Here is a 23,470-nt window from a genome sequence, read left to right as displayed (position 1 = left end):
TTTGTTCATTTTACTTGATGCTTACTTCTTTTTATAATTCTCATTGTAATTTTAAAGAAAAGGAGGGGAATTCAATGAAAAAAGGTCAATTATTCATTGGTGCCCTTACATGTTTAGTAGCAAGTATGTCTTGGGGCGCGATGTTTCCAGTTGCAGATCATGCATTAGAATTTGTTGATCCGTTTTATTTTTCATTTATTCGCTACGGTGTGGTAACGATTATGTTAGTGATTTTATTATTGGTGAGAGAAGGAAAAAAATCATTTTATTTAGAGGGTAAAGCAAAATGGATCATTTTATTTGGGGTGATGGCGTTTACTGTATACAATGTTCTTATTTTTTTAGGTCAAAGGTTGATGGGGAAGTCTGGAATTATGACAGCATCCATTGCCGAGGCACTCATGCCGATGCTTTCAATTGTTATTCTATGGGGATATAAACATGTGAAACCTAAAAAATACACAATGATCAGTATATTGATTGCCTTTTTGGGGGCTTCGATGGTCATAACCAAAGGTAATATAAGTTTCTTTTTTTCATTAGGGGATCATCTATTCTCGATACTCTTTATATTCATTGGTGTTTTAGGGTGGGTTGTCTACACAATGGGGGGACAGATATTCCGAGAGTGGTCCACACTTCGTTATTCAACTTTGACATGTTTATTCGGCACAGCTATAACAGGAATCATGACAGCTATACTTACCGCGCAAGGTTACGTGTCGGTACCGAGTATTAAAGTGATTGCAGCAATTAAGTATGATTTTTTATTTATGATTACTTTACCTGGTATCATAGCCCTCCTTAGTTGGAACTATGGCATTAAAATCCTATCATCCATTAATGGGATTTTATTTATTAACTTTGTCCCCATTACTACATTGTTAATCATGGTGATCAAAGGATATAACATAACTGCATTTGATATAGTAGGAACACTGTTTGTCATTATTGGACTCATTTTAAATAACATATATCAGCGTAAGGAAGATTATAAGCAGGTATTACAAAAAGAAAAAACAAATTTGACTATCACTTAGACGGTGGGGGATTTAAAATGTTTGAAGGTTTATTGTTTTTCATTTCAGCTGGAATTGTCTGTGAACTTGCTGCAATTAATAGAAATGGCCGCAAAAATATAAAGCAACAGGCGGAATTGATTCAAATTTTAAAAGAAAACCTTAATAAAGACATTAAATAAATCAAGACGGTTGGATATTATTGAAACACACCAGAAAATTCAGGTGTGTTTTTATTTTGCTTTCTATTTTAAGTCTTAAAACGTCACCAATCGCTAGTTGAATACTACGGGAACCACTCTCCATACGGAAAAAGATGATTATTTACATCATTCAGAGTTGATTTTAGGTTCTTTTGAACTTATAATGTTATATATACTGTTTTTTGTTTATTCAGAAAAAACGGGTTATAAAAATAAATATTTATATCGGAGGTGTACGCCTTACTAGGTAAGGCAAATCATTGACAACCATTAACCTTATAATCTTTACTATTTTAATTGTCTTAACAGCATTTTTTGTTGCGACTGAATTTGCGATAGTAAAGATCAGGTCATCAAAAATTGACCAACTCATATTAGAGGGAAAAAAAGGTGCCGTATCAGCCAAAAAGGTCATTACTCATTTGGACGAATATTTGTCAGCTTGTCAATTAGGGATCACGGTTACAGCGTTGGGAATTGGCTGGGTCGGAGAATCGACTTTTGAAGTGATTCTGCACCCCTTATTTGCTCATTTTCATGTAAGTGAAACAGTCTCACATGTATTGATCTTAGTGATTGCTTTTGTGATGGCGACTTTTTTGCACGTTGTAGTTGGAGAGCTTGCTCCTAAAACACTCGCTATCCAAAAAGCGGAAACCATCACTCTTTTGACTGCAAAGCCAATTATTTGGTTTTACCGCATCCTGTTCCCTTTTATATGGTTTTTAAATGGTTCAGCCCGGTTTATAGTAGGACTCTTCGGTTTGAAACCTGCATCAGAACATGAACTTGCTCATTCTGAAGAAGAACTGCGCATCTTACTGTCTGAAAGCTATAAGAGCGGTGAAATCAATCAAAATGAGTTGAAATATGTAAATAATATTTTTGAATTTGATGAAAGAATCGCCAAAGAAATTATGATTCCGAGAAGAGAGATCGTAGCGATTTCTAGTGAGGATTCTTATGAAACTCTTGTTAAGACCATTAAGACAGAGAGCTATACAAGGTACCCAGTCCTAAATGGAGATAAAGATTCAATCATTGGTTTTATCAATGCTAAAGAATTTTTGTCAGCTTATATTGACACAGACCAGAAGATAAAAGAGGATTTCAAGTTAGAAAATCATATCAACCCTGTTATCCATGTTATTGAATCCGTTCCAATTCATGATTTATTGGTAAAAATGCAAAAAGAGCGAACACATATCGCTATTCTTGTGGATGAATATGGCGGCACTTCAGGTTTAGTCACTGCTGAAGATATTCTTGAAGAAATTGTCGGGGAAATCAGAGATGAATTTGATAAAGATGAAGTGCCTAATATTAGAAAAGTAAATGATAATCACTATATCTTAGATTCGAAAGTGCTCATTGAAGATGTAAATGATTTATTGGGAACGACGTTAGCAAGTGACGAAGTGGATACAATAGGCGGCTGGTTTATGACTCAACAAATAGACGCTGCAGTTGGGTCCGTTATAGAAGCCGATGGGTATATTTTTAAAGTGCACAAAACAGTTGGCCGGCATATTAATTATTTAGAAATTGTCCGGAAAAAAGAATAACATCTGGATAAAACACATGAGATTTTGACTAATAAGATGCTTAAAGCCTGAGATGAAATTTTCATCCAGGCTTTTTTAAACAATGATCTTGCAGTTTAAGTAGGTAATCATTATCGAAGTTCAAACGTTTCTCAGCAAAAAAGGAGGCCTGGATATCTATAGCTCTTTTACCATTACCTTCTCACCATTAAAGTCGAGTTCACCATTAAATTGAAAACCAAACCTTTGATAAAGGCGTATAGCATGAATATTATTTTCAAATATACTTAAATAAATTCTCCTACATTTATATAGCTCAGCAAGGTGCTGAATGAGGGCTTTAAGCATTTTCTTCCCTAATCCTTTTCCCTGATAGCGTTCGTCAATAAAAAATCGATCAAGCCAGACTCGTCCATTTTTATTATCTTCATCATACTCGGGAAACAATCCATACATTGCAAAACCGACTAGATCTCCTTCATAGTAAAGCCCGACAGGTTTATAATAGTGACATTCTTTTGCATCCTCTAAACATATTTTTGTAGATTCAATATATGATAATTGATTCTGGCTGACATGCAGATCAAGAATTGCAGCACGATTATCATCAGTTACTGCTTTTATTTTTATACTCATACTACATTCTCCTTTTTTCTTATCCCGGTTAGGCTGCGGCTTAAGGTGATGGCAGATGAAATCCTGATATTGCCAAAACTCAGCTTAAACTATATTCACGTCAAGCAACATGTAGCCTATCAAATTAAGTACCTTTTCTTATTGTGCCTAACCAGAGGCATTCCCTGCATCCAAATGACTTGACTTTATAGAGGCTGAATTAATTCAAAGCTGTAGCATCATTCTTTTTTTCTTTCCAAACCATTGTAAGACCAAGGCCGACAATCATAACGAAACCTGCAAAAAGGAAAGGATAATGAATGTTAAGATCAAATAGTATACCGCCTAAAGCAGGTCCAAATATATTTCCCAGGCTGGTGTATGTGGAGTTCATGCCTGCTACGAAACCCTGCTGGTTACCGGCCATATTGGATAAATGAGCGGTTAAGGCCGGACGTAGCAAATCGAACGCCAGAAAAATAAAACAAGTTACAAGCAAAACAGTTAAAAATCCTGACATAACAGTAGACACGAAAGCCAAGATCGCTCCGGTTATTAAGCACAGCTGAATCATTCTTTTCTCTCCAAGTTTGTTGACCAATTTCCCGAATAGTAAAACTTGAATAACTACCGCAACAATGGAACTAATCGTAATAATGGTTGCGATATCTTTTGGTGTAAAGCCAAATTTATGATCAGAAAACAAGCTGAATACCGTTTCATAAGCTGATAAACCAAAAGCCATTACAAAGACGATAATAAATGCAATGAAATAAACAGGATGAATGGATCTCTTCAAGTCTTTAATGAAATTTGATTCCTTTGTATGAGATGAGAGTTGATGGCGTTCTTCTATTGACAATGACTCTTTTAGTATAAAAACGGAAGTGACAGCTGCTATTAATGCGATGGCGGAGGCGAAGAAAAACGGCATGCGGATGCCAAAGCCGGCAATAAATCCTCCCGCACCAGGCCCAATAATAAAGCCTGTGCTAATTGCAGCAGAAACATACCCCATAGCCTTTGACCTTTCCTTTAGGGTTGTAATATCAGCTACATATGCTGTTACCGCGGGCATGATAAAAGCCGCACTTACACCACCCAATATCCTCGAGAAATAAAATATTGAAACATGGGTCCCTAATCCGAAAATCAACTCAGATAAACTGAATATAAGCAACCCGAGAATAATCATTTTTTTTCTCCCGAAACGGTCAACCCACCTACCTGCAAAAGGTGAAGTAATTAACTGAGAAATGGCAAAAGCCGCAACAAGATAACCCATTGTGCTGCCGGATAAATGCATGATTTTCATAAAAGAAGGCATTACTGGAATGATTAAACCGATACCAAGAAATGCTACGAAGATGTTGCTTAATAGTATAATGAATATCGTTTTTTGCTCATTTATTGATTTTTTCATCTGAATTCCCCTTTTACTCAATTGAACCCTTTTTACCTATCCTTTTCGCTTGAAGCTTTTTTCAAGTACAATCAAATCATAAGGTATATGGTTACCGTATAGTCAAGGAGGTTTTTATGAGCGAAGATGTTAAGAAGTATTTCACAACAGGGGAGTTTTCGAAGCTCTGCCGTGTAAAAAAACAAACCTTATTTCATTATGATGAGATTGGTCTTTTCTCGCCGGAAATAAAAAAAGAAAATGGGTATAGATATTATTCCTATCATCAATTTGAGATTTTTCAAGTCATCAGTCTATTTAAAGAGCTTGGGGTTCCATTAAAAGAAATAAAGTGTCTAATAAAAGGAAAAACACCAGACAAGATCCTGCATGTTCTAAAAGAAAAGTCTATTGAGATTGATAAAAAAATAAATGGGCTTAAGCAGTTGCAAACGATCTTACAAACAAAAGTGACGCTTACAGAACAAGCACTTGAGACTGATTTTTCCTCAATTTCTTTTGAATATTTACATGAAGAAACATTCATGTTAAGCCGAAAAACATTAAACTTACCAGAACGAAAATATGTGGCAGCCATTTCAGAACTCATTCATGAAGTTCAGCAATATGAATTAGATGAAGGTTATCCGATAGGCGGAATCTTTGCACGGGAACAAATCTTAGAAAAAGACTTCTACAATTACAGTTACTTTTATATAAAAGTAAAAGATGGGGCAGAGAACATAAATTATCATGTACGGCCAAAAGGCCTGTATGCAGTTGGATATGAAATAGGCGGAAATACTGAAGAGGCGTACCGGAGAATCATTGAGTTCATTGAAAGAAATGGAATGCAAATAGGGGAAAATGCATATGAGGAATATATGCTGGATGAGATGGTAGTTGACGGGTATGAAAATACATATGCCAAAATCCTCCTTCAAGTTAAAGAGGTGTAAGATTACGAGATTTTCATATGGAAAAATTGTTTCTGTTGTGTGCCCAAAAAGAATATAAACTGGTTTACTAAAAGCGAGCCAGCATACAGGAGACGGTACAAACGGCACTGGGAACCGCAAGTCTATCGGCGTTGAAATATGCTATAACGATTCAGGAGGCGATAAATTCTACGCTGCTGAAAAACTGGCCATCAAGGCGCATCCAAAGAGATAAATCTAAAAGAGCTGGGATAGGGGGGACAAACAACAGAATTCCGTATACTCTGTTGTTGTGCTATGTAAATGTTCAAAAGCCATTTAGGATCGTCGACCTTTGATAATCCATCATATAAAGGTGTCATTCGATGTCTTGTTAACAAAGGCTAGTGAAATTCAACATCCAGAAAACGATTACAAGGTCGGTGATAAATTATTCATCCGTGAATCAAACGGTGATCGAACATTCATTTTTGTGTTTAATATGAGTTTTCTTGATTTAGCACACTCCCTTAATAAATGCATAGGATACTATCACAAAAATTTATAATTGCGGGGATCAAAAAATGTACTATAACCCTTTTTCGCCTCAATGTTATTATTATGTGACTGTGCCGATGTATAATGATGGAAGATCTGTTTATTGGACTATTCCAAATGAGATGGAGAACGTACACAGAGGTGCCGATTTGCGCTCTTCATATGAAGATAGAAATCTTCTTTTAAAGGATTATGGACCAAAACCATTTGTTGTAAATATCAATAGAGCCACAAAACAAAACAATACGTTCCGTACTGCTTTATGGACAGGAAAGCATTTTCAAGTTACTTTGATGAGTCTTGGTATTGGAGAAGACATTGGGTTGGAAATCCATCCTAACGTTGACCAGTTCTTACGGATTGAGCAGGGGCGTGGGGTCGTCAAAATGGGAAAGAGCAAAGATCATTTGAACTTTCAAAGAAATGTTTATGATGATTCTGCCATTGTTGTACCTGCCGGCACTTGGCACAACGTAATTAATACAGGTAATACGCCATTAAAACTTTACTCCATTTATGCTCCTCCTAACCATCCATTTGGTACAGTTCATGAAACCAAAGCAGATGCAGTGGCTGCGGAAGATTAGCACAGATATTCTGCAGAATTCTAGAATAATTAAAGTCACATTCAGCATGAAACATGGGGAACCAGTACCATGCTAATGAAACCCCATTTAATATCCAAGCGGCGTGTCTTGTGCTAATTTTAAGTAATTGATAAATAAAGCCGATTTAAAATTAAATCGGCTTATTGCTTTATTCGAGTTCCTTTTAGCAGAATTGGCATTATCGAATGTAAGTATTTTTTCAATCCACGGATATCGAAATGAATCTATCAGCTCATAGAAAGTAACTTTCACACTTGACTATATACCTATGGGGGTATATTATTGTTTTGTGAATAACAAAGAGTTAATAAGGTGGTGTAAGTAGTATCAATTATTTAGTTATTGCATTCCTGCTTATTTTTGTGATTATCATTGCAACGTATAGACGTTATTATCCTATAACCGGAATCTCTTGTATCCATAAAGATAAATTAGAGGCTATGGACATCACAATATTAGATATTCGCCATTATAACGATGTACCCAATTTTTCGGATAATATTATTTTAAACATCCCATATGCGTATCTAAAACGTTTTTATTTAGAGATTCCACGTGATAAAATACACATAATAGCTCGTGACCGGGTGGAATTAAATTTAGGAGTGCGTTTTCTAAAGCGCAAAGGTATCTATGTAAACAGTTATGAACTGGCAGCATGTAAATGTAAAAATAAATGAAAGAAAGGATTTCATTGATATATGGAGTATGATCAAAAGATTAAAAACCGCTTACGACGGATTGAAGGACAAATTAAAGGTGTATTGACTATGATGGAACAAGGAAAAGATTGTAGAGAGGTTGTGACCCAATTAGCAGCTTCCCGTAATGCGATCGATCGAGCGATGGGTTTAATTGTGAGCACAAACCTTGAACATTGTGTTCGTGAAAGTTTAGAAAAAGGCGAAGACACACAAAATTTAGTAAAAGAAGCAGTTGACTTATTGGTAAAGAGCCGATAAAAATTCATCAACCTAAGGTTGACGAATTTTTATATGCGTTATATTATACCCCTACCGGTATTTGAAGAGTTGAATAATAGCAGATCTTTCGAAAAAATTTTGACTTTAATATACCCGCGGGGGTAATTGGTTAGGAGAATAAACATGACAGAACAAACAAAACGCACAACAATTGTTTTATTTAGCGGGGATTATGATAAGGCAATGGCAGCCTATATTATTGCAAATGGTGCAGCTGCCTACGATCATGAAGTGACGATCTTCCATACTTTTTGGGGATTAAACGCTTTACGTAAAGAAGAGCTGATTCCAGTGAAAAAAGGATTTCTTGAAAAACTGTTTGGAAAGATGATGCCTCGTGGTGCTGATAAGATGGGTTTATCTAAAATGAACTTTGCAGGTATGGGCCCTAAAATGATTAAAAATGTGATGAAAAAGCATAATGTACTTACTTTACCTCAGTTGATTGAGATGGCTCAAGAACAGGGGGTAAAGCTCGTAGCTTGTACGATGACAATGGATCTTCTTGGTTTACAGGAAAAAGAACTATTAGATGATATTGACTATGCTGGTGTAGCAGCTTATTTGGCAGATGCTGAGGAAGGCAGTGTCAACTTATTTATCTAATGTTACTCATTTACTCATTGCTAAGCGGAATGAGAAGTTTAAAGGCAAGTAAAAATATTGAAGAAACAAGGATTTAAAAACATCACAAATATAAAAGGGGACATGAATACATGGTATTAACTTCTAGTGAGAAACTTTTTGTATATTTATATACCCCCACCCCTATATGAGAAAAGGAGGAAAAAATGATGAAAGCAACTATTGTACTAGACGCTAAAGGTTTGGCGTGTCCAATGCCTATCGTAAAAACGAAGAAGAGAATGAAGGATTTAAAAGCTGGTGAAGTATTGGAAATTCAAGCAACAGATAAAGGTTCCACAGCAGATCTGGAAGCATGGGCAAAAAGTACAGGCCATGAATATCTAGGTACTGAAGCAGAGGGAGAAATACTTCGTCATTTTCTTCGAAAAGGAGGAGAGCATTCATCAGAAAATGCATCTTCAATTCCTGAGATTTCATTAGAAGCTTTCAAACAGAAAGTGGATAGTGACGAGTCTCTTAACATTTTAGATGTACGAGAGATAGAGGAGTATGAAAAAGCTCATATTCCTGGAGTTGTGCATATCCCTCTTGGTGAAGTGGAAAAGCGCTCTAATGAATTAAACAAAAATGATGAAATTTATATTATCTGCCATTCGGGAAGAAGAAGTGAAATGGCGGCCCACACCATGAAAAAACAAGGTTTTAAAAAAGTTATTAATGTTGTCCCCGGTATGCGGGATTGGACAGGTAAAACCGAATAAATAAAAAGCATGATGAACAGATGAGTAGCGATTATTGCGGAAAATGATGGTCTGTTTGATGCTTATAAAGTATTTAATATTGCGACTGCGGCAGCAGCAAGTGATCAAGAAGTATCTATCTTCTTTACATTCGAGGGATTAAACCTGATCCATAAGCATTCCCATCAACATTTAGAAATGCCGAAAGGAAAAGAACACTTCGCAGAAGGTTGTAAGAAAGCAAATGTGCCTTCTATTCCTGAATTGATTGAAATGGCACAAGAAATGGGAGTTACATTTATTGGTTGTCATATGACGATGGACGTTATGGGTTTAACAAAAGATGATTTTATAGAAGGAAATCGAAGTAGGCGGGGCTGTTACCTTTTTAGATTTTGCTAAAGATGCAGATGTATCTTTAACATTTTAAGTTCTGCTTAATAAGATTTGATAGGGGAGGAAATGAAACATGGCCGTTCAAGCACTTACCGCAAAAGAAGTCACACAAAAAATCTTTAACAAAGAACCTTTATTTATTTTGGATGTGCGTAATGAAAATGATTTTAACGATTGGAAGATTGAAGGACATGACTTTGACCATTTAAATATACCGTATTTCGATCTTTTAGATGGCGTAGAAGATATCTTGGAGAAAATTCCTTCTGATAAAGAAGTGCTGGTCGTTTGTGCAAAAGAAGGTTCATCCGTCATGGTATCCGAAATGCTATCTGAAGCAGGTCATTCTGTATCCTATCTTAAGGGTGGAATGAAAGCATGGAGCGAACATTTAGAGCCGGTAAAAGTCGGGGATTTAAAAGATGGCGGTGAGATGTATCAGTTTGTTCGAATCGGTAAAGGCTGCCTGTCATACATGGTCATTTCCAATGGTGAAGCAGCAATTATTGATGCGACACGTATGGTAGATTTCTTTATGGATTTTGCGAAGGAGAAGAGTGCAACGATTACTCACGTATTTGATACACATCTTCACGCGGACCATATTTCAGGCGGCAGAGTCATTGCTGAAAAAACAAAAGCAACCTACTGGTTACCGCCTAAAGATGCTGAAGAAGTGGTATTCGATTATCAGCCGTTGGAAGAAGGAAACGACATGATCATTGGAAATACAACGATTAAAATTCAACCGATTTATTCTCCGGGGCACACGATTGGGTCCACTTCTTTCATTGTCGATGATCTGTATCTTCTTTCAGGTGATATTTTGTTTATTGATTCAATTGGCAGACCAGACTTAGCCGGTATGGCAGAAGATTGGGTAGGGGATTTAAGAAAAACGCTTTATAGCCGTTACAAAGCGTTATCAAAGGATTTAATTGTATTACCAGCACACTTTACGATCATTGACGAGCTAAATGAGGATGGAAGTGTTGGTAAAAAACTAAGTACATTATTTAGCGAGAACCATGGTTTGAACATTGCGGATGAAACAGAATTTAGACACCTAGTAACAGATCATTTGCCTCCGCAACCAAATGCATACCAAGAGATTCGAGAAACAAACATGGGGAAAATCAGCCCAGATGAAGAAAAACAGCGTGAAATGGAGATTGGTCCAAACCGCTGTGCAATACGGTAACACAAGTTTCTATTAAAAAGAGGAGAGATGAACATGAAATCAGATAAAGTATTAGACGCAAAAGGCCTGGCATGCCCAATGCCAATCGTCAGGACAAAAAAAGCGATGAATGAACTGGAATCAGGTCAAATATTAGAAGTGCATGCAACAGATAAGGGAGCTAAAAGTGATCTTGCAGCTTGGTCTAAATCAGGCGGGCATGACCTTTTAGAGCAAACTGATGAAGGTGATGTATTTAAATTCTGGATTAAAAAAGGCTAATAATGTGAAAGGGTATCGAATAAAAAGATACCCTTTTCCTTTGAAAGGAGGAAACCAAAGTGGATATTGCCTTTATCACAACTCTTTTCATTATAGGGTTTATTGGTGCCTTTATTTCCGGAATGATTGGTATTGGCGGAGCAGTTATTAATTATCCAATGCTATTGTACATTCCTTCTTTAGTGGGAGTGATGTCATTAACTGCCCATGAAGTTTCAGGGATAGGGGCTATTCAAGTTTTCTTTGCGACACTCGGCGGTGTTTGGGCTTATCGTAAGAGTGGTCTTCTAAATAAAGCATTAATTATTTACATGGGAAGCAGCATCCTTTTAGGGAGTGTATTGGGGAGTTACTTTTCTCATTACATATCTGAAAAAGGAATTAACTTTATATACGGAATTCTGGCTATTTTAGCAGTTATTTTAATGTTGATACCTAAAAAAGGACAAGAACATAGCGAAGACAAAGAAGTGATATTTAATAAATGGTTGGCTTCGTCCCTAGCGTTAATCATAGGTGGTGTATCAGGTATTTTAGGAGCTGGCGGCGCCTTTATCCTGGTCCCCATTATGTTATCGATTTTAAATATTCCTGTTAGAATCACAGTCGCTTCATCTCTTGCGATTACATTTCTTTCATCTATTGGCGCAACAGTTGGAAAAGTAATCACGGGCCAGGTTCTTTTTGTACCAGCTCTGGTTCTTATGATTGCTAGTTTAATTGCATCTCCTATTGGTGCATCAGTTGGGCAAAAAGTAAATACAAAATTCCTGCAATGGGTTTTAGCGCAATTAATAGGTGCGACAGCTATTAAAATTTGGTTAGAGCTCCTTTGATATGAGCCAGCGGGTAAAATGAAAGATTAAAAGATTCATCACTCGTTGGTTTCTTATTAATGTTATGACACTTGGCCGCGTTCAATAAATGTTTCAAGTGTTTGATGAAATTCATTTTGATAATGGTGACTTGGACAAGTCTTGACTATAGTACCATGAAATGCATTTGACTTAGTGGTGTCCAGTGTTGTTTTGCATTAAGACAGCATTCATAAAATAAAAGAGACCATAACTTAATCTTTGATCACCTTTTTTAAAACATTTTAATCCTGATTGGTTTAAGGGGTATGGTATGTGATGGGTATAATGAGTCAATATAAATTATGTCTATTTTGTGCCCAAAATAAATAGAGGGACTCGAACTAAAAAAGAGGATGCCAAACTATATAGGTATCTTTGTTTGCTTTAGAGTTATTATATTTGAATATGACATGCCACGTAACAACACGTTATTGCACATATAATTAAGAAGCAACTACTAAGGCAGATTCTTCTCTCTTTTAACACCATATCCAATCAGCCTCAAATGTAATATAATGTTGCCAAACCATATTGGTTGTGGCACCGAGGAGGAAATGATAGGTGGTTTATTTCGTAGCATTTTTTTGTTTTGCTATTACACTTCATAATATTGAGGAAGCTATTTGGTTACCTGAGTGGTCACAACAATCTTCAAAGTTTCAAAAGCCAGTAACTTCAAATGAATTTCATTTTGCTGTCATTGTTATAACTATGTTGGCTTATTTATCTGCATTTGGTTTTTTATATATGCCAGAATCAGATATTGCAAAATGGATTTTCATTGGCTTTCTAGGTTCTATGGTTATCAACGCTATTTTTCCACATCTTATCGCAACTGTTGTAATGAAAAAGTATGCACCTGGACTTCTTACGGGCTTATTGCTTAACATTCCAGTAAACTCATTAGTTATTTATCAAATGTTTTTAAAGAATTTGATTGTATGGAAGGAGTTAATAATATCTACGTTGGTTGTAGGAATTATTTTATTAGCACTTATTCCATTATTATTTAAAGTTGGTGATAAAGTATCTCCTTAATGAGTTTAAATTGGTAAGGATTGAGGGAAAAGATGGAAATTTTCTAAATAATGGATTATTCTGTATATCGGATTTCTACAAAACAATGTCTTAAGTCATCATTGATTTTGGTGCCCAATTAGTTGCCCTGAATTCATGAAAAAGGATAAAATAGGTGTAAATAAAGTTGCTATTTTAAAATTAGAATCAATTCATTATCGTAAAAAATAATAACTAATTGGCAAAGAAAGGATAATCAGTCAAATGAAAACATTAGTTATCGTTGTACACCCTAATTTGGAAACGTCTGTTGTCAACAAAACCTGGATGAATCGTTTAAAGCAAGAGAATGACATTACGGTTCATGACCTGTACGGTGAATACCCTAATTTTATCATTGATGTAGAAAAAGAGCGGCAGCTCCTGGTAGATCATGAGCGTATCGTTTTTCAGTTCCCAATGTATTGGTACAGCAGTCCCGCGTTACTCAAACAATGGGAAGATGATGTGTTAACACATGGCTGGGCTTATGGAACTGGAGGAACTAAATTGCATGGAAAAGAACTACTCTTAGCTATCTCCTTAGGCGCACAGGAATCTGATTATCAAGCAGGCGGAGAATATAATATCACGATCAGCGAGCTTATCAGACCGTTTCAAGTCACTGCTAACTATATAGGAATGCGTTTTCTTCCTGCGTTTACACAATATGGGACACTTCATCTTTCAAAAGAAGATGTTAAGAACAGTGCGGAGAGATTGGTTGACTATCTTAAAGCCGAGCATTAATCCGGTATTCGCGAGGGAAGCTGAAACAAATGATGTGTTATGAAATAAGGGTTTGTGACAGATTTTCATAAACTTAATTTCAAAGTTACATCAAATACTTAATTCAGGGGGGGGGCATAGTGCGAGGGCTTAAAATTAATTAAAGCAGGGCAATGAGTACGTATTTCTTAATGAAATGTAGAGTTCCTTGGCCTCTAATAGGTACCCGATTTGTGTCCAGAATTCTGAAAAATGATGAAAATAAGTATAAATAAAATAAACATATGCTTTGAATAAAAGCTTTTGTAACTCATGATATGTTTTTACTATGTTGAGGGACTAGTGGGCGTGGTATATGTCAGAAAAGAAACCGATGATTCAAAGGTGTTTTGACCCCTGTTTATGAGACAGGGATCAAAACACCTTTTAAACATCATTATTACCTTCCTCTGATAATGAAATATAAAAAAGTTACCAGCAACTCTCTGCGGCATCTCGCCGTGTTCAATTGTTTAGTCCTTTTTTTTCATAATCTTTACAAATCTGAAAAAGTCATCATCATTCAGTAGGGGCTTGTCATCTTCACGTCCATTGCGATGCATATGCGGATCAGAGTGATGTTCATTGTAGAACTCTACGATATGAAATCCACACTTATTCACATAGAAGTTGATATTTCGCTTTTCGAAATAAGGTGTCACGGTTTCCCAAAGCACAGTATCCGGATACTGTGCTTCAATGGCTTTCCAAGCAGAAAGACCAATCCCTTGGCTGTGATATTCTGGAGATACATAGAATAAATCTAGCGAATTATGATTTGTTTGGCTGTTGATACGTACTACTGCACCACCGACATTCTTACCATCCTGAAGAATATGATATACCACTGCTCCGGGAGCATTGAAAGACTCCTGAACATCATTGTCCGATGGAATCGGCCCATCTTCGCAATCACCGAACGTTTCAATCACGGCGATCGCAAAGGCTTCTTGTAATTTTTTTTGGAATTCTGGCAGATCAGATTCCTTTGCTAGTTCCAGAATAACTTTTGGTTCATTTTTAGTTTTCATGATTGTTCACTCCCTCAGTTGCTAAAATATAGAGTTCAGTCGTTCAGTAAAACATTCGAGCTGCTCTGCGAGGCCTTTTCACAAAAAAGTGATTCCATCGCTCTTTCTTCCGCGGTAAATTTGGCGTTAAAATACTTCAAAAGCTTTCTCCTGTCTTTTTGTATGATTCTTTTTCTTTGTTTCATTGGAAAACAAGCTGCATGTAACCCTAATTTACTATTGTTCACTACCGTATTAAGTGTCGTATGCGGGATTTGTCATCATTCTCGAATTTTTCCTGCGAAAAGTTACAAAAATAGTCGAATGAGGCGCCTTTGACTATGAACATGCGTAAAAGATTCAATTTAGATTCGATCATGAGCAATGCACATTGAGTAAACTCTGGTGGATTTATTAGCCCAAAGAAGCCTAAATGATATAAAAATAACTAGTCCATATATCAAATCTGTCCGTTTAATGCCCGCTTCATTCAACAACACTAATTTGAAGTCATGCAATCTGTGCAAGAGGGTTATTTCTGAATAGATTTTTCCGAATGCAGCGGAGTTGCTTTGGGACTCCCGTTTACTTTGCCGTACGTCAGCTTGCGCCATACTAATTCCATCGGACCGTACCTAAACCGTTTCAACCACAATGTACTAAAGCTCATAAGAACGAAGTACACGGCCAGACTGAACATGAACGTGCCGGCGGATTGAATATGATCCGCAAGCCCGAATCCGTACCTGAGGAATAGAACTGTTCCAATGATAGAGTGAAGCAGATAACAGGTCAATGACATCCGTCCGACTTTGGTGAATATCATCATAGGGCCTCGCAGCTGAGGAAGGTATAGAAACAGCATTGCAAAAGTGCTCATATAAAACATACTTCCGGTTAAGCCGCCATTTTGACCCAAGACAGAGGAAATGTCCTTCCACAGCATATTCTCAGAAAGATTAAACATGTCTAGTAATATACTGCTTTGTGTTATTAGAAAAGCGATTGTGCTAATGATCCAGATACGCTTCCATATAGGCTTTTTCGCTTCCATGTCTTTGAAAAATTCCATCTTAACAAAGTACACGCCCAGCAGAAACATGAGAAACATGGAATAGATCATAGAGAAAGAGCCGGCAGCCATCGTGACCATATCTGTCCACCGAGTGCTGATGGATTCCATGTAGGTAAGGCTGCTGTGGCTAAACAAAGTAAACTCTGAAAAATTCGGGTTTTTTGACCCTGCAGTATTGATGACATTGTACAACATTGTGAAAACAGGAGTCAGGAATTGAAACACGATAAGTGCGATAATCCATCTAAGCACCGTTTTGGCCGTGCGTTTATAGAAGGCGAGTAACAGGAAGCCACTTACGGCGTAAAAGGCCAATATGTCACCGACCCAAACAAATGTGATGTGCAAAATGCCAAATCCCAACAGGATAGATAACCTGCGGGCAAACAGCTTGTTGGGACTCTCTACCTTCTGCGCGGCTCGATCCATAAAGATCATAAACCCGACTCCGAACAGGAAGGAGAATAACGTAACGAATTTCCCTTCGGCAAACCAGGAAACCAGCTTATGCAGTACGTCATCGGAGGCCATTTCGAATCCCTTTACTGAATCTACGATCAGAAAATAATTGACAATAATAATGCCAAGCAAGGCAAATCCTCGTACGATGTCCAGAAAATGAACCCGTTCCCGCAGACTCACCGGTTGCCCGCGTCCTTCTTTTTGTACAATCATATCAATACTCCTTTCCCATTTATCACGGCAATGTGTAGTGCGGATCTGAAAAACTTGAGCCTTACAATGGATAAATATAAAGACCGAATCTTAACAATTTATGAAGAGTCATCATTTTTTTTAGAAAATGTGACAAATTTGTGGCGAGCATCAGCTTTCATAAATTGTTAAGATTTACGTAGTATCTTATAACGTACTTATTACTATGAACGATATATAGTAAGGACACACGAGAAATAACAACAAGAATCATGAGGTGAGAGAGACATGGCCTATCGAATATTAGTCGTAGAGGATGATGAGGATATTGGTGATCTTTTGGAGGAATCCCTTACACGTGCAGGTTACGAGGTGCTAAGAGCCAAGGATGGAAAGCGAGCATTGCAACTTGTGAATGACTCGCTTGATTTGGTTATTTTGGATATTATGATGCCAGGCATTTCGGGAATTGAAACATGTCAGCACATCAGGAAATCCTCTAACGTCCCGATTCTGTTTCTGACGGCCAGATCGAGTACACTCGATAAAACTGAGGGATTACTCGCCGGCGGCGATGATTATATGACTAAACCATTCTCGGAAGAGGAACTTCACGCTAGAGTGATTGCTCAATTACGCAGATATACTATCTATCAGGAAAAGAAGGAACAGGAAGAAACATTTCTTATCGGGGGCAAACTAAGAGTGAGCGAAGAATTTAATGAGGTGTGGAAAGAGGAGAAGCAAATCAAGTTGTCAGATCTGGAGTATCGTATCCTGAAACTTCTGATGAACAAACGCAACAAAATATTTTCTGCCCAAAATATATATGAGAGTGTGTGGGGACAGCCTTACTTTTACTGTTCCAACAATACGGTGATGGTGCATATACGGAAGCTGCGCTCCAAAATTGAGGATGATCCGGCACGTCCGGTTTATATAAAAACTGAATGGGGAAGAGGATATCGATTTGGCGCATCTTAAATTTACGCTAACCAAAAAACTGGCTTTGCTGATAATGGTTGCTGCGATTGTGAGTGGTGTGATCTTTCTGACGTTGCAAAAGATCACAGATGATCTGATCGAGGGATATCTGAGTTCGGAAGAGTATTATCACGAGGAGTCAGCAAGATACATTCAAAAATTCAGCAAGTACGTTTCAGAAAATGAGTTGTCTACATCAGATAGAAAAGCGTTTGGCGAGTGGGTCAAAAAAGAAAATTACATTAACCTCACCATATTCAAGGATCAGGAGCTGCAATATGATTCTATTTATTCCGAATCGGATTATGGAAAGGAAAAGCTGACTCAGTACGCTCAAAATCATTCACATCCTGTCAAGTTTAGCGATGGTGAAGGACGAGTCATTATCGACGGTTTCTACTCTTCCCGATATTATGATCTGGCCTTTGCATTGGATTTGCTCGGGGCAACCCTCATCTTTTTAATCATTGTTCTCTTCGGAATTCGCCAAAGTCTTCGCTACCTTAAAACGATTCATCAAGAGATTCATATTCTTGAAGGGGGCGAACTGGACTACGAGATGACGATAAAAGGGCATGATGAATTAGCGATGATTGCAAAGAGCATTGAGGATCTGCGGAAAGCTTTCCTGGATAAACTTAAAGCTATCGAGGAATTGCAAGCTGAGAGCCGCAGCCTGGTTACCGAAATGTCGCACGATATGCGCACACCGCTGACGTCGCTGATCATGAATCTGGAGTTTGCCAAAAAAGAGGGAGGCGAAGCGGGTGCCAGCAAAGATCGGTATGTAGCCAATGCTTATGGTAAAGCACTGCAATTAAAAAGCTTGTCTGACAATCTGTTTGCGTATTTCCTGCTGAACAAGGAATATGAGGCCGATCTGGAGACCGTTGCAGTGAAAGAAGTGATCTACGATCTAATATCAGATCAGATTGCTATCCTTCATCAGGAGCATTTTCGGGTCCATATTTCAGGCGAGCTGCCGGAAACCTATATTAACGTGAATTTGGAGGAGCTTGGTCGTGTATTTGATAATGTGATGTCAAACTTATTGAAATACGCAGATCCGGAAGAAAAAATCAGTATCACGTTTGTATCGGATCAAGAGATATTTGAGATCCATGTTAGCAATACGATTAAACTTGCAGATATAACACCGGAAAGCAACGGACTCGGTGAAAGAAGCATTGCGCGAATGATGTCCCGCATGCAGGGACAGTTTCACAGTATACAAAAGAATTCTAAGTACTACATTGTGCTACGATTTTGGAACACCAAGATGTAGGCTGAGAATAAAAACCACGAATATATTGAAATAGGAGACAACATGATGAGATTTTCTAACAAATTCAAAAAGGTGCCTTACCTGTTACAAGCGCTTCTCAACGTCTGTCTGTTCTTTCTGGCGTTAGCCTTAAGCGCACTTCTGATCAGCGAGACTTGGTACATTGTGCTATTCGTATACAAGTCACTGTTCAACAAAGTGGACAGCTATTATGAGATGCTTGGAGAACTGCTTATATTCTTCATGTACTTTGAGTTCATTGCTTTGATTATCAAATACTTCAAATCAGACTTTCATTTTCCGCTTCGCTACTTCATTTATATTGGCATCACAGCTGTCATTCGTTTGATTATCATCGATCATGATCAGGCGATCTCAACGTTCTGGTGGGCGATGGCCATTCTTGCAATGATTTGTGGATTCTTTATTGCCAATAGACGAAATTCTGTTGTTGAACATTAATAAATTAGTTCGCATTATGCCGAAACGCCGCCGAAATGTCCTAATTGTGAAAGGGAACTGGTACAGATTTTTATAACTCTATCTGTTTAATGTCAGCTCAGAAATCTGTAGTGGATCAAATTGAATCGTGGTTGTAAGTGGATATCCGAATGTATTTATTGGCTACTTTAACAGACATGTCCCGATGAAATAGCATTAACTGTTTGGAGATGAAAATCGCTTCTTTATTTCACAAGGAAGAGGTTAAAATTCTTAATAAATAAGATGAAAAAGTTAGGTTGGACGTTTATTGGGTTTTTGTAACCATTTTTTACCATAATTGATATAAACGTATAGAAATGATAACAAATGAATATATAGTGTGTAATGAAAATAAGCTTTCATAACCAATGAGCTAGATTTACTATATTGAGGGCCTAGTGATATAGAAAACAGATCGATGGTACAAACCATCGGTTTTTTTATTTGTTTTCATACTCATTGAAAATCACCTCATTAGGACAAACAGGTATTACGCAGCATTACCCAAGGGGTGATGTATTTTATGAAGGTAATAATCATCGAGGGACTGCAAACTGACAAATGCATGAACGATTGCTATCATTATTTAATAAAACTTTATAGGCAGGAGATCCAGGGTGATAGCAATATATCGTGGAACAAGCGATCAAGGGATCGAGCATCGACAGCCAGATCGAGGCCTGTATAAAGAAAGCAGGGACTAAAGATGTACTGAAGTATACCGATCTAAGGATTTTCTCAGGAGAGCTTTTAGAACGTCCGGCTTTGAATGCCTGCGGGAGGATTATAAGTCAAGTTATTTGTTACGATCCTGCCTGTCTTTCTCGGAGAGCTTATCAGCGATGAAAAAAATGATTTTCATAACTCTTTCAAATAGAGAAAGCCGGAGTATGAGATCCGGCTTCTTCTGCATTATTTCCCCTTCGCCTTCTTCCGCTTTTCCTTCTCTGCCCGATAAAACTCATGAAACATCTTCATCAGCGCCCGCTTTTCAATCCGCGATACATAGCTGCGTGAGATACCGAGTTCTTTGGCAATCTCTCGCTGCGTTTTTTCCTTCTTCAAATCAAGTCCAAACCGCCCGACAATCACTTCCTTCTCACGGTCATCTAAAATGTCAATGTATTGTTTCACTTTTTCAAGCTCCATATTGAGCTGGATCGTATCTATCACGTCTTCGTTTTCTGATTTCAAAACGTCAATCAGGCTTATTTCATTCCCTTCCTTATCCTGCCCGATCGGATCGTGAAGGGAGACGTCTTTTTTTGTTTTTTTCAATGCGCGCAAATGCATGAGGATTTCATTATTCATTACAAAAGGGGGGTGCATAAATTTCCCATAACAGTTTGACTAAATAAATGTTGAGTCAGTTTCCTGTAATAAATGCTCAAACGTTTCTTAGCGAATGAAGGGGATACCTTAAATAACCAAGCTACATTTTCAATTGCATGTGATTGTATGTACGAAAGATTAATATTACGCAACATGAAAGTTGGAATGCAAAAGTGATATGTAAAATAATTCGACTGCCACTCCAAATAATCAGTCCAGGTTGCAGGCATTGTTTTTTTATCGCCTTCATGTCTATATATATGGCAAAATTCATGAGCAAAATCATACCATTGATCAACTCGGCTTTTTCGGCTGTCCAAGCATATGTTATAAATTCCGCTGTGTTTAAGTGCGAAGCTTGTAACAGGTTTAAACGAAAGCCTGATATCTAATGACTCAGCAATCCGTTCAAAATTAATTTGTTCAGGTTCTGTAATATCAATCTTTCTGTATAAGTTTTCAATCCAATCCTCTAAATGACTGTTTGTATACCTCAAGATAAAAAACCTCCTTAAAGACGACAATCTAAAAATTGGATTCGTTTAAATATTATAGGGAAATCAAGACTTTTTTCATAGGAAAATGCGTCTAATGAGATGGAATATGAATAACACGCATCTGGATTTCTCTAGAAAAGTAAAGGTCTTTAGGGATTTATGTCAAAATAATAGTAGGTACCTTATGCAACAAACAGCGAGTTTGGTTGCTTAATAAGGAGGGGGAAGTATGAAAAAAAATATTCACATATTGGGAGCCTCTGGTGTCGGAACTTCAACATTGGGTGCTGCATTGTCAAAGTGTTTGCCTCATACGCATCTTGATACTGATAATTACTATTGGTTAGATAAATTCACTAAAAAAAGAGAAATTCCTGAAAGACGAAAGTTGCTTGAAAAAGACTTAACAATAAATGAGAAATGGATTCTTTCTGGTGCAGTGTGTGGCTGGGGCGATAATCTAAAAAGTTATTTTGACCTTGTCGTCTTCTTATGGATTCCACAAGATATACGGCTTGAGAGACTAAGGTACAGGGAATTTCAGCGTTATGGAAACGAAGTGTTAGCCGGTGGCAGTAAATATGAACAATCAAAAACATTTTTAGAGTGGGCTTCTTTATATGATAATGCTGGAATGGAAGTTAGAAGTAGAGCTTTGCATGAACATTGGATGGCAGATTTATCTTGTCCAGTATTAAAAATTGAAGGCGATTGCTCAGTCAACGAAAGAGTTCACCGCGTCTTGGATTATTTGAATTCTAATTAAACTAACGGCTAGCGATTGAAAAAGAAGAACACGGAGCTGATTCACTTGCTCTTGTTGAGGGCAAGTGTTGACAACCCTATTGTGGTTTAATTAAAGAAGGAGTATAAAACCTGTATCAAAGATGTTACTAAATATCTACGACACAGGTTTTATATGTAGGTAACTAATATTCTTATATTTAACTTTGCATTTTTTTTTCTGCAATAGTCGATTCTATTTCTGCTTTCAATTTTTCAAACCACTCTAAATTAACCAAGTGATGTGAACGGGAATTTTCGTTCATACGGCGAAAGTAATCGATTGTGCCGGGAATTTCTTGAGTGATGGACAGGTATTCATCAAGGAGCTCGATTCGAGTTTTAGTCTGATCGATTTGTGATTGGATCAGCTCCAGTAATTTATTTTTGTCGAATTCATCTGCAAAGAGTAACGCCCCATAAAATTGCAGGTTCACATATTCCGATTTGGCGCCGTATTTGATCATTAATTTTTCGAATTCTGCCCTTCCCGAATCTGTGACTTTGTAGTTACGGATTTCACGCCCGCTGGTTGAGGGTTTCTGCTCAATCTGTTCAATAAAACACTTTTCTTCAAGCTGCTGCAGATTGTAATAAAATGAACCTTTCGTGAAGTTAACAATGTATTTGTAATGACGCTTTTCCATTAAGGCCAGAAGTTCATAGCCGTGAGCTCCGGGGTTTTGGATTAGCAGGCCAAGGATAAGTAAGGGAATCATGGTTTCATCACCTTCGCCATCCGCGCCTCAAATTCCGCGTACGTGATTTTACCCGAAGCCAAATCCATACTATGAAGGTAAATCTGTTCTGTTTTAGAATAGTCACCATTCACTTTCAGCGATTGCTCCTCTCCCGAAATGGGTTTCAGGATATGGTGCTTTTTCGAAAAAGCCTCGAAATAGCGGTAACCGAATTTGCGTTGTGAAGCTGCGTCTAAATGAATGCCATCAGGATTCGCAGTTAAACCTGCTGCAGTAACAAAATAACAATTCTGTTTTTCATTAGCAAAACGCAGCAATTGTTCATTAACCTGTCGAAATTCAGTCGCGTGCTGTCCAAAACCGGTCTTTCCAAGAAAGTCACCAAGCCCTCCAATAATCAACGGTACCTCATCAAGTTCCAACTCGTTTCTTAGCGTCTCAATGATAAGAGTTAATTTCTCGTAATAAGTTTCATGTAGCGAACGATAACTGTCACTCTCACCTTGGTGCCAAAGGATTCCACAAATTTGACTGGACCGGAGGGCGAAGCGGGCTTCGGACAAAGCATGCTGAAAAAGGATGCCTTCCGGATGCCAGTCATTCAATGAACTGCCACCTTCGGCACAAGGGATCAAGCCAATTTCTTCATCAGGATGAGCTTTCGACCAAGCATCTGCAAAAGATGCCGCCAGGCCAACGCCGGAAACCGGACGGTCATAATTAATCGGCTCTGTCATCATCTGCCACTGTCCATTGCGCAGCATTTTTATTTTTTCATTATAGATCGGGTCTACTTCATTCAAAAATCCACGGCCCGCCATATTCGACTGCCCCAACATTAAAAAAGACTTTATCATCTAATTTTTCACTTCTTTACATCAATATTTTAGTCTAATTAGACTATAGTCGATTCAGTTTTTCTTGTAAAGTTTTAATAAGGTTTTACTTTT

Annotated in this window: 28 protein-coding genes and 6 pseudogenes; 24 read left to right on the top strand and 10 right to left on the bottom strand. The window is 37.6% G+C overall.

The features are described from left to right. Positions 1–74: 74 nt before the first annotated feature. The 3 genes from MKX71_RS13165 (at position 75) to MKX71_RS13155 (ending at position 2,787) form a co-directional block, all read left to right on the top strand. On the top strand, positions 75–1,040 hold the full coding sequence (locus MKX71_RS13165; protein ID WP_015714359.1) for a DMT family transporter: 966 nt from the start codon (positions 75–77) through the stop codon (positions 1,038–1,040). 17 nt (positions 1,041–1,057) lie between these two features. Next, on the top strand, positions 1,058–1,201 hold the full coding sequence (locus tag MKX71_RS13160) for a YrzO family protein (protein ID WP_014477437.1): 144 nt from the start codon (positions 1,058–1,060) through the stop codon (positions 1,199–1,201). A gap of 281 nt (positions 1,202–1,482) precedes the next feature. Next, entirely contained in the window at positions 1,483–2,787 is a 1,305-nt protein-coding gene (locus tag MKX71_RS13155) for a hemolysin family protein (protein ID WP_339231193.1), read from the top strand. A gap of 156 nt (positions 2,788–2,943) precedes the next feature. Here MKX71_RS13155 and bltD read toward each other — a convergent pair whose 3' ends face one another. Both bltD and blt read right to left on the bottom strand, forming a co-directional pair. Beyond that, positions 2,944–3,402: a spermine/spermidine acetyltransferase gene (bltD, locus tag MKX71_RS13150; RefSeq protein ID WP_339231191.1), complete on the bottom strand. Its 459-nt coding sequence runs from the start codon at positions 3,400–3,402 to the stop codon at positions 2,944–2,946. Positions 3,403–3,601: 199 nt separating this feature from the next. Next, positions 3,602–4,804, bottom strand: coding sequence for a multidrug efflux MFS transporter Blt (gene blt / locus MKX71_RS13145; protein ID WP_101169564.1), 1,203 nt, complete (start codon positions 4,802–4,804; stop codon positions 3,602–3,604). Between the two features lie 116 nt (positions 4,805–4,920). On the opposite strand from blt, the gene bltR reads away from it, so the two are divergent. The 15 genes and pseudogenes from bltR (at position 4,921) to MKX71_RS13070 (ending at position 13,698) form a co-directional block, all read left to right on the top strand. Then, positions 4,921–5,742 (top strand): multidrug efflux transcriptional regulator BltR, encoded by an 822-nt coding sequence (bltR, locus tag MKX71_RS13140; protein WP_339231189.1) that lies wholly within the window; start codon positions 4,921–4,923, stop codon positions 5,740–5,742. A gap of 64 nt (positions 5,743–5,806) precedes the next feature. Next, positions 5,807–5,938: pseudogene (locus MKX71_RS13135) on the top strand (hypothetical protein); the annotation flags it as partial. Further along, positions 5,916–6,059, top strand: coding sequence for a hypothetical protein (locus MKX71_RS13130; RefSeq protein ID WP_128993660.1), 144 nt, complete (start codon positions 5,916–5,918; stop codon positions 6,057–6,059). The pseudogene MKX71_RS13135 and the gene MKX71_RS13130, both read left to right, overlap by 23 nt. A 225-nt stretch (positions 6,060–6,284) precedes the next feature. Next, positions 6,285–6,845: a cupin domain-containing protein gene (locus MKX71_RS13125; RefSeq protein WP_339231188.1), complete on the top strand. Its 561-nt coding sequence runs from the start codon at positions 6,285–6,287 to the stop codon at positions 6,843–6,845. A 383-nt stretch (positions 6,846–7,228) separates the two neighbouring features. Then, positions 7,229–7,546, top strand: a complete 318-nt coding sequence (locus MKX71_RS13120; RefSeq protein WP_250635620.1) for a sulfurtransferase — start codon at positions 7,229–7,231, stop codon at positions 7,544–7,546. Between the two features lie 21 nt (positions 7,547–7,567). Next, positions 7,568–7,828: a metal-sensitive transcriptional regulator gene (locus tag MKX71_RS13115; protein WP_003237170.1), complete on the top strand. Its 261-nt coding sequence runs from the start codon at positions 7,568–7,570 to the stop codon at positions 7,826–7,828. Between the two features lie 144 nt (positions 7,829–7,972). Then, the gene (locus MKX71_RS13110) at positions 7,973–8,455 is read left to right on the top strand and encodes a DsrE/DsrF/DrsH-like family protein (RefSeq protein WP_033885207.1); all 483 of its coding nucleotides are present in this window, start codon (positions 7,973–7,975) and stop codon (positions 8,453–8,455) included. A gap of 23 nt (positions 8,456–8,478) precedes the next feature. Then, positions 8,479–8,575, top strand: a pseudogene (locus MKX71_RS13105) (rhodanese-like domain-containing protein); the annotation flags it as partial. Between the two features lie 65 nt (positions 8,576–8,640). After that, positions 8,641–9,198, top strand: a complete 558-nt coding sequence (locus MKX71_RS13100; protein WP_015251636.1) for a sulfurtransferase TusA family protein — start codon at positions 8,641–8,643, stop codon at positions 9,196–9,198. Between the two features lie 30 nt (positions 9,199–9,228). Next, positions 9,229–9,607 (top strand): annotated as a pseudogene (locus MKX71_RS13095) (DsrE/DsrF/DrsH-like family protein). Between the two features lie 32 nt (positions 9,608–9,639). Beyond that, positions 9,640–10,774: pseudogene (locus MKX71_RS13090) on the top strand (MBL fold metallo-hydrolase). Positions 10,775–10,807: 33 nt separating this feature from the next. Next, positions 10,808–11,035 (top strand): sulfurtransferase TusA family protein, encoded by a 228-nt coding sequence (locus tag MKX71_RS13085; protein ID WP_032722201.1) that lies wholly within the window; start codon positions 10,808–10,810, stop codon positions 11,033–11,035. A gap of 59 nt (positions 11,036–11,094) precedes the next feature. After that, the gene (locus tag MKX71_RS13080) at positions 11,095–11,871 is read left to right on the top strand and encodes a sulfite exporter TauE/SafE family protein (RefSeq protein ID WP_029318134.1); all 777 of its coding nucleotides are present in this window, start codon (positions 11,095–11,097) and stop codon (positions 11,869–11,871) included. 582 nt (positions 11,872–12,453) lie between these two features. Next, positions 12,454–12,930 carry an HXXEE domain-containing protein gene (locus tag MKX71_RS13075; RefSeq protein WP_004398792.1) on the top strand — a complete coding sequence of 159 codons (477 nt, stop codon included), beginning with the start codon at positions 12,454–12,456 and terminating at the stop codon, positions 12,928–12,930. Positions 12,931–13,173: 243 nt separating this feature from the next. Further along, positions 13,174–13,698, top strand: coding sequence for an NAD(P)H-dependent oxidoreductase (locus MKX71_RS13070; RefSeq protein WP_339231187.1), 525 nt, complete (start codon positions 13,174–13,176; stop codon positions 13,696–13,698). A gap of 491 nt (positions 13,699–14,189) precedes the next feature. Here the strand turns inward: MKX71_RS13070 and MKX71_RS13065 are convergent, their stop codons facing one another. From MKX71_RS13065 to MKX71_RS13055, 3 genes are all read right to left on the bottom strand, one after another. Continuing rightward, the gene (locus MKX71_RS13065) at positions 14,190–14,747 is read right to left on the bottom strand and encodes a GNAT family N-acetyltransferase (RefSeq protein ID WP_029318133.1); all 558 of its coding nucleotides are present in this window, start codon (positions 14,745–14,747) and stop codon (positions 14,190–14,192) included. Between the two features lie 344 nt (positions 14,748–15,091). After that, positions 15,092–15,340 carry a hypothetical protein gene (locus MKX71_RS13060; RefSeq protein WP_339231186.1) on the bottom strand — a complete coding sequence of 83 codons (249 nt, stop codon included), beginning with the start codon at positions 15,338–15,340 and terminating at the stop codon, positions 15,092–15,094. Beyond that, entirely contained in the window at positions 15,259–16,476 is a 1,218-nt protein-coding gene (locus MKX71_RS13055; protein WP_003229894.1) for a DUF418 domain-containing protein, read from the bottom strand. Before MKX71_RS13055 ends, MKX71_RS13060 begins: the two co-directional genes overlap by 82 nt. A 267-nt stretch (positions 16,477–16,743) precedes the next feature. Between MKX71_RS13055 and yrkP the strand changes: the two genes are divergently transcribed. The 5 genes and pseudogenes from yrkP to MKX71_RS13030 all read left to right on the top strand — a co-directional run. Further along, complete coding sequence (gene yrkP / locus MKX71_RS13050; RefSeq protein WP_003229895.1) at positions 16,744–17,439, top strand: two-component response regulator YrkP; 696 nt, start codon at positions 16,744–16,746, stop codon at positions 17,437–17,439. Next, positions 17,426–18,724 carry a two-component system sensor histidine kinase YrkQ gene (gene yrkQ, locus MKX71_RS13045; protein WP_003246194.1) on the top strand — a complete coding sequence of 433 codons (1,299 nt, stop codon included), beginning with the start codon at positions 17,426–17,428 and terminating at the stop codon, positions 18,722–18,724. Before yrkP ends, yrkQ begins: the two co-directional genes overlap by 14 nt. A 45-nt stretch (positions 18,725–18,769) precedes the next feature. Next, positions 18,770–19,186, top strand: a complete 417-nt coding sequence (psiE, locus tag MKX71_RS13040; RefSeq protein ID WP_003246154.1) for a phosphate-starvation-inducible protein PsiE — start codon at positions 18,770–18,772, stop codon at positions 19,184–19,186. 544 nt (positions 19,187–19,730) lie between these two features. After that, entirely contained in the window at positions 19,731–19,895 is a 165-nt protein-coding gene (locus tag MKX71_RS13035) for a hypothetical protein (protein WP_010886576.1), read from the top strand. Continuing rightward, a pseudogene (locus tag MKX71_RS13030) lies at positions 19,838–20,038 on the top strand (recombinase family protein); the annotation flags it as partial. The gene MKX71_RS13035 and the pseudogene MKX71_RS13030, both read left to right, overlap by 58 nt. On the opposite strand, the gene MKX71_RS13025 reads toward MKX71_RS13030, so the two are convergent. The 3 genes and pseudogenes from MKX71_RS13025 to MKX71_RS13015 form a co-directional block, all read right to left on the bottom strand. Next, complete coding sequence (locus MKX71_RS13025; RefSeq protein WP_003229898.1) at positions 20,004–20,120, bottom strand: hypothetical protein; 117 nt, start codon at positions 20,118–20,120, stop codon at positions 20,004–20,006. The pseudogene MKX71_RS13030 and the gene MKX71_RS13025 sit on opposite strands and share 35 nt — an antisense overlap. Beyond that, positions 20,120–20,512 (bottom strand): annotated as a pseudogene (locus MKX71_RS13020) (sigma-70 family RNA polymerase sigma factor); the annotation flags it as partial. The gene MKX71_RS13025 and the pseudogene MKX71_RS13020, both read right to left, overlap by 1 nt. A 5-nt stretch (positions 20,513–20,517) precedes the next feature. Next, positions 20,518–21,036 (bottom strand): ImmA/IrrE family metallo-endopeptidase, encoded by a 519-nt coding sequence (locus MKX71_RS13015; protein WP_339231185.1) that lies wholly within the window; start codon positions 21,034–21,036, stop codon positions 20,518–20,520. 229 nt (positions 21,037–21,265) lie between these two features. On the opposite strand from MKX71_RS13015, the gene MKX71_RS13010 reads away from it, so the two are divergent. Further along, positions 21,266–21,802: an AAA family ATPase gene (locus tag MKX71_RS13010; RefSeq protein WP_339231184.1), complete on the top strand. Its 537-nt coding sequence runs from the start codon at positions 21,266–21,268 to the stop codon at positions 21,800–21,802. A 178-nt stretch (positions 21,803–21,980) separates the two neighbouring features. Here the strand turns inward: MKX71_RS13010 and MKX71_RS13005 are convergent, their stop codons facing one another. Together MKX71_RS13005 and MKX71_RS13000 are read right to left on the bottom strand one after the other, a co-directional pair. Next, the gene (locus MKX71_RS13005) at positions 21,981–22,538 is read right to left on the bottom strand and encodes a PadR family transcriptional regulator (protein WP_103803722.1); all 558 of its coding nucleotides are present in this window, start codon (positions 22,536–22,538) and stop codon (positions 21,981–21,983) included. Further along, a complete protein-coding gene (locus MKX71_RS13000) occupies positions 22,535–23,377 on the bottom strand; it encodes a sialate O-acetylesterase (RefSeq protein ID WP_116316512.1) in 843 nt (280 codons plus the stop codon). The genes MKX71_RS13005 and MKX71_RS13000 overlap by 4 nt, the downstream gene beginning before the upstream one ends. Between the last annotated feature and the right edge of the window lie 93 nt (positions 23,378–23,470).

This window comes from Bacillus sp. FSL M8-0071 (genome assembly GCF_037975455.1).
Lineage (GTDB): Bacteria > Bacillota > Bacilli > Bacillales > Bacillaceae > Bacillus > Bacillus subtilis.
Note: the sequence above shows the minus strand (reverse complement) of the source record. Positions and strands in the feature narration are given on the sequence as shown.

What these genes read in the sequence shown, in the direction of transcription:
- MKX71_RS13055 (WP_003229894.1), bottom strand. Translation starts at nt 16,476, where the DNA reads ATGATTGTACAAAAAGAAGGACGCGGGCAACCGGTGAGTCTGCGGGAA.
- MKX71_RS13115 (WP_003237170.1), top strand. Translation starts at nt 7,568, where the DNA reads ATGGAGTATGATCAAAAGATTAAAAACCGCTTACGACGGATTGAAGGA.
- MKX71_RS13125 (WP_339231188.1), top strand. Translation starts at nt 6,285, where the DNA reads ATGTACTATAACCCTTTTTCGCCTCAATGTTATTATTATGTGACTGTG.
- MKX71_RS13160 (WP_014477437.1), top strand. Translation starts at nt 1,058, where the DNA reads ATGTTTGAAGGTTTATTGTTTTTCATTTCAGCTGGAATTGTCTGTGAA.
- MKX71_RS13005 (WP_103803722.1), bottom strand. Translation starts at nt 22,538, where the DNA reads ATGATTCCCTTACTTATCCTTGGCCTGCTAATCCAAAACCCCGGAGCT.
- MKX71_RS13010 (WP_339231184.1), top strand. Translation starts at nt 21,266, where the DNA reads ATGAAAAAAAATATTCACATATTGGGAGCCTCTGGTGTCGGAACTTCA.
- MKX71_RS13065 (WP_029318133.1), bottom strand. Translation starts at nt 14,747, where the DNA reads ATGAAAACTAAAAATGAACCAAAAGTTATTCTGGAACTAGCAAAGGAA.
- MKX71_RS13100 (WP_015251636.1), top strand. Translation starts at nt 8,641, where the DNA reads ATGATGAAAGCAACTATTGTACTAGACGCTAAAGGTTTGGCGTGTCCA.
- bltR (WP_339231189.1), top strand. Translation starts at nt 4,921, where the DNA reads ATGAGCGAAGATGTTAAGAAGTATTTCACAACAGGGGAGTTTTCGAAG.
- bltD (WP_339231191.1), bottom strand. Translation starts at nt 3,402, where the DNA reads ATGAGTATAAAAATAAAAGCAGTAACTGATGATAATCGTGCTGCAATT.
- MKX71_RS13165 (WP_015714359.1), top strand. Translation starts at nt 75, where the DNA reads ATGAAAAAAGGTCAATTATTCATTGGTGCCCTTACATGTTTAGTAGCA.
- MKX71_RS13085 (WP_032722201.1), top strand. Translation starts at nt 10,808, where the DNA reads ATGAAATCAGATAAAGTATTAGACGCAAAAGGCCTGGCATGCCCAATG.
- MKX71_RS13000 (WP_116316512.1), bottom strand. Translation starts at nt 23,377, where the DNA reads ATGATAAAGTCTTTTTTAATGTTGGGGCAGTCGAATATGGCGGGCCGT.
- psiE (WP_003246154.1), top strand. Translation starts at nt 18,770, where the DNA reads ATGAGATTTTCTAACAAATTCAAAAAGGTGCCTTACCTGTTACAAGCG.
- blt (WP_101169564.1), bottom strand. Translation starts at nt 4,804, where the DNA reads ATGAAAAAATCAATAAATGAGCAAAAAACGATATTCATTATACTATTA.
- MKX71_RS13110 (WP_033885207.1), top strand. Translation starts at nt 7,973, where the DNA reads ATGACAGAACAAACAAAACGCACAACAATTGTTTTATTTAGCGGGGAT.
- MKX71_RS13025 (WP_003229898.1), bottom strand. Translation starts at nt 20,120, where the DNA reads ATGCAGAAGAAGCCGGATCTCATACTCCGGCTTTCTCTATTTGAAAGA.
- MKX71_RS13060 (WP_339231186.1), bottom strand. Translation starts at nt 15,340, where the DNA reads ATGGCGCAAGCTGACGTACGGCAAAGTAAACGGGAGTCCCAAAGCAAC.
- yrkP (WP_003229895.1), top strand. Translation starts at nt 16,744, where the DNA reads ATGGCCTATCGAATATTAGTCGTAGAGGATGATGAGGATATTGGTGAT.
- MKX71_RS13035 (WP_010886576.1), top strand. Translation starts at nt 19,731, where the DNA reads ATGAAGGTAATAATCATCGAGGGACTGCAAACTGACAAATGCATGAAC.
- MKX71_RS13070 (WP_339231187.1), top strand. Translation starts at nt 13,174, where the DNA reads ATGAAAACATTAGTTATCGTTGTACACCCTAATTTGGAAACGTCTGTT.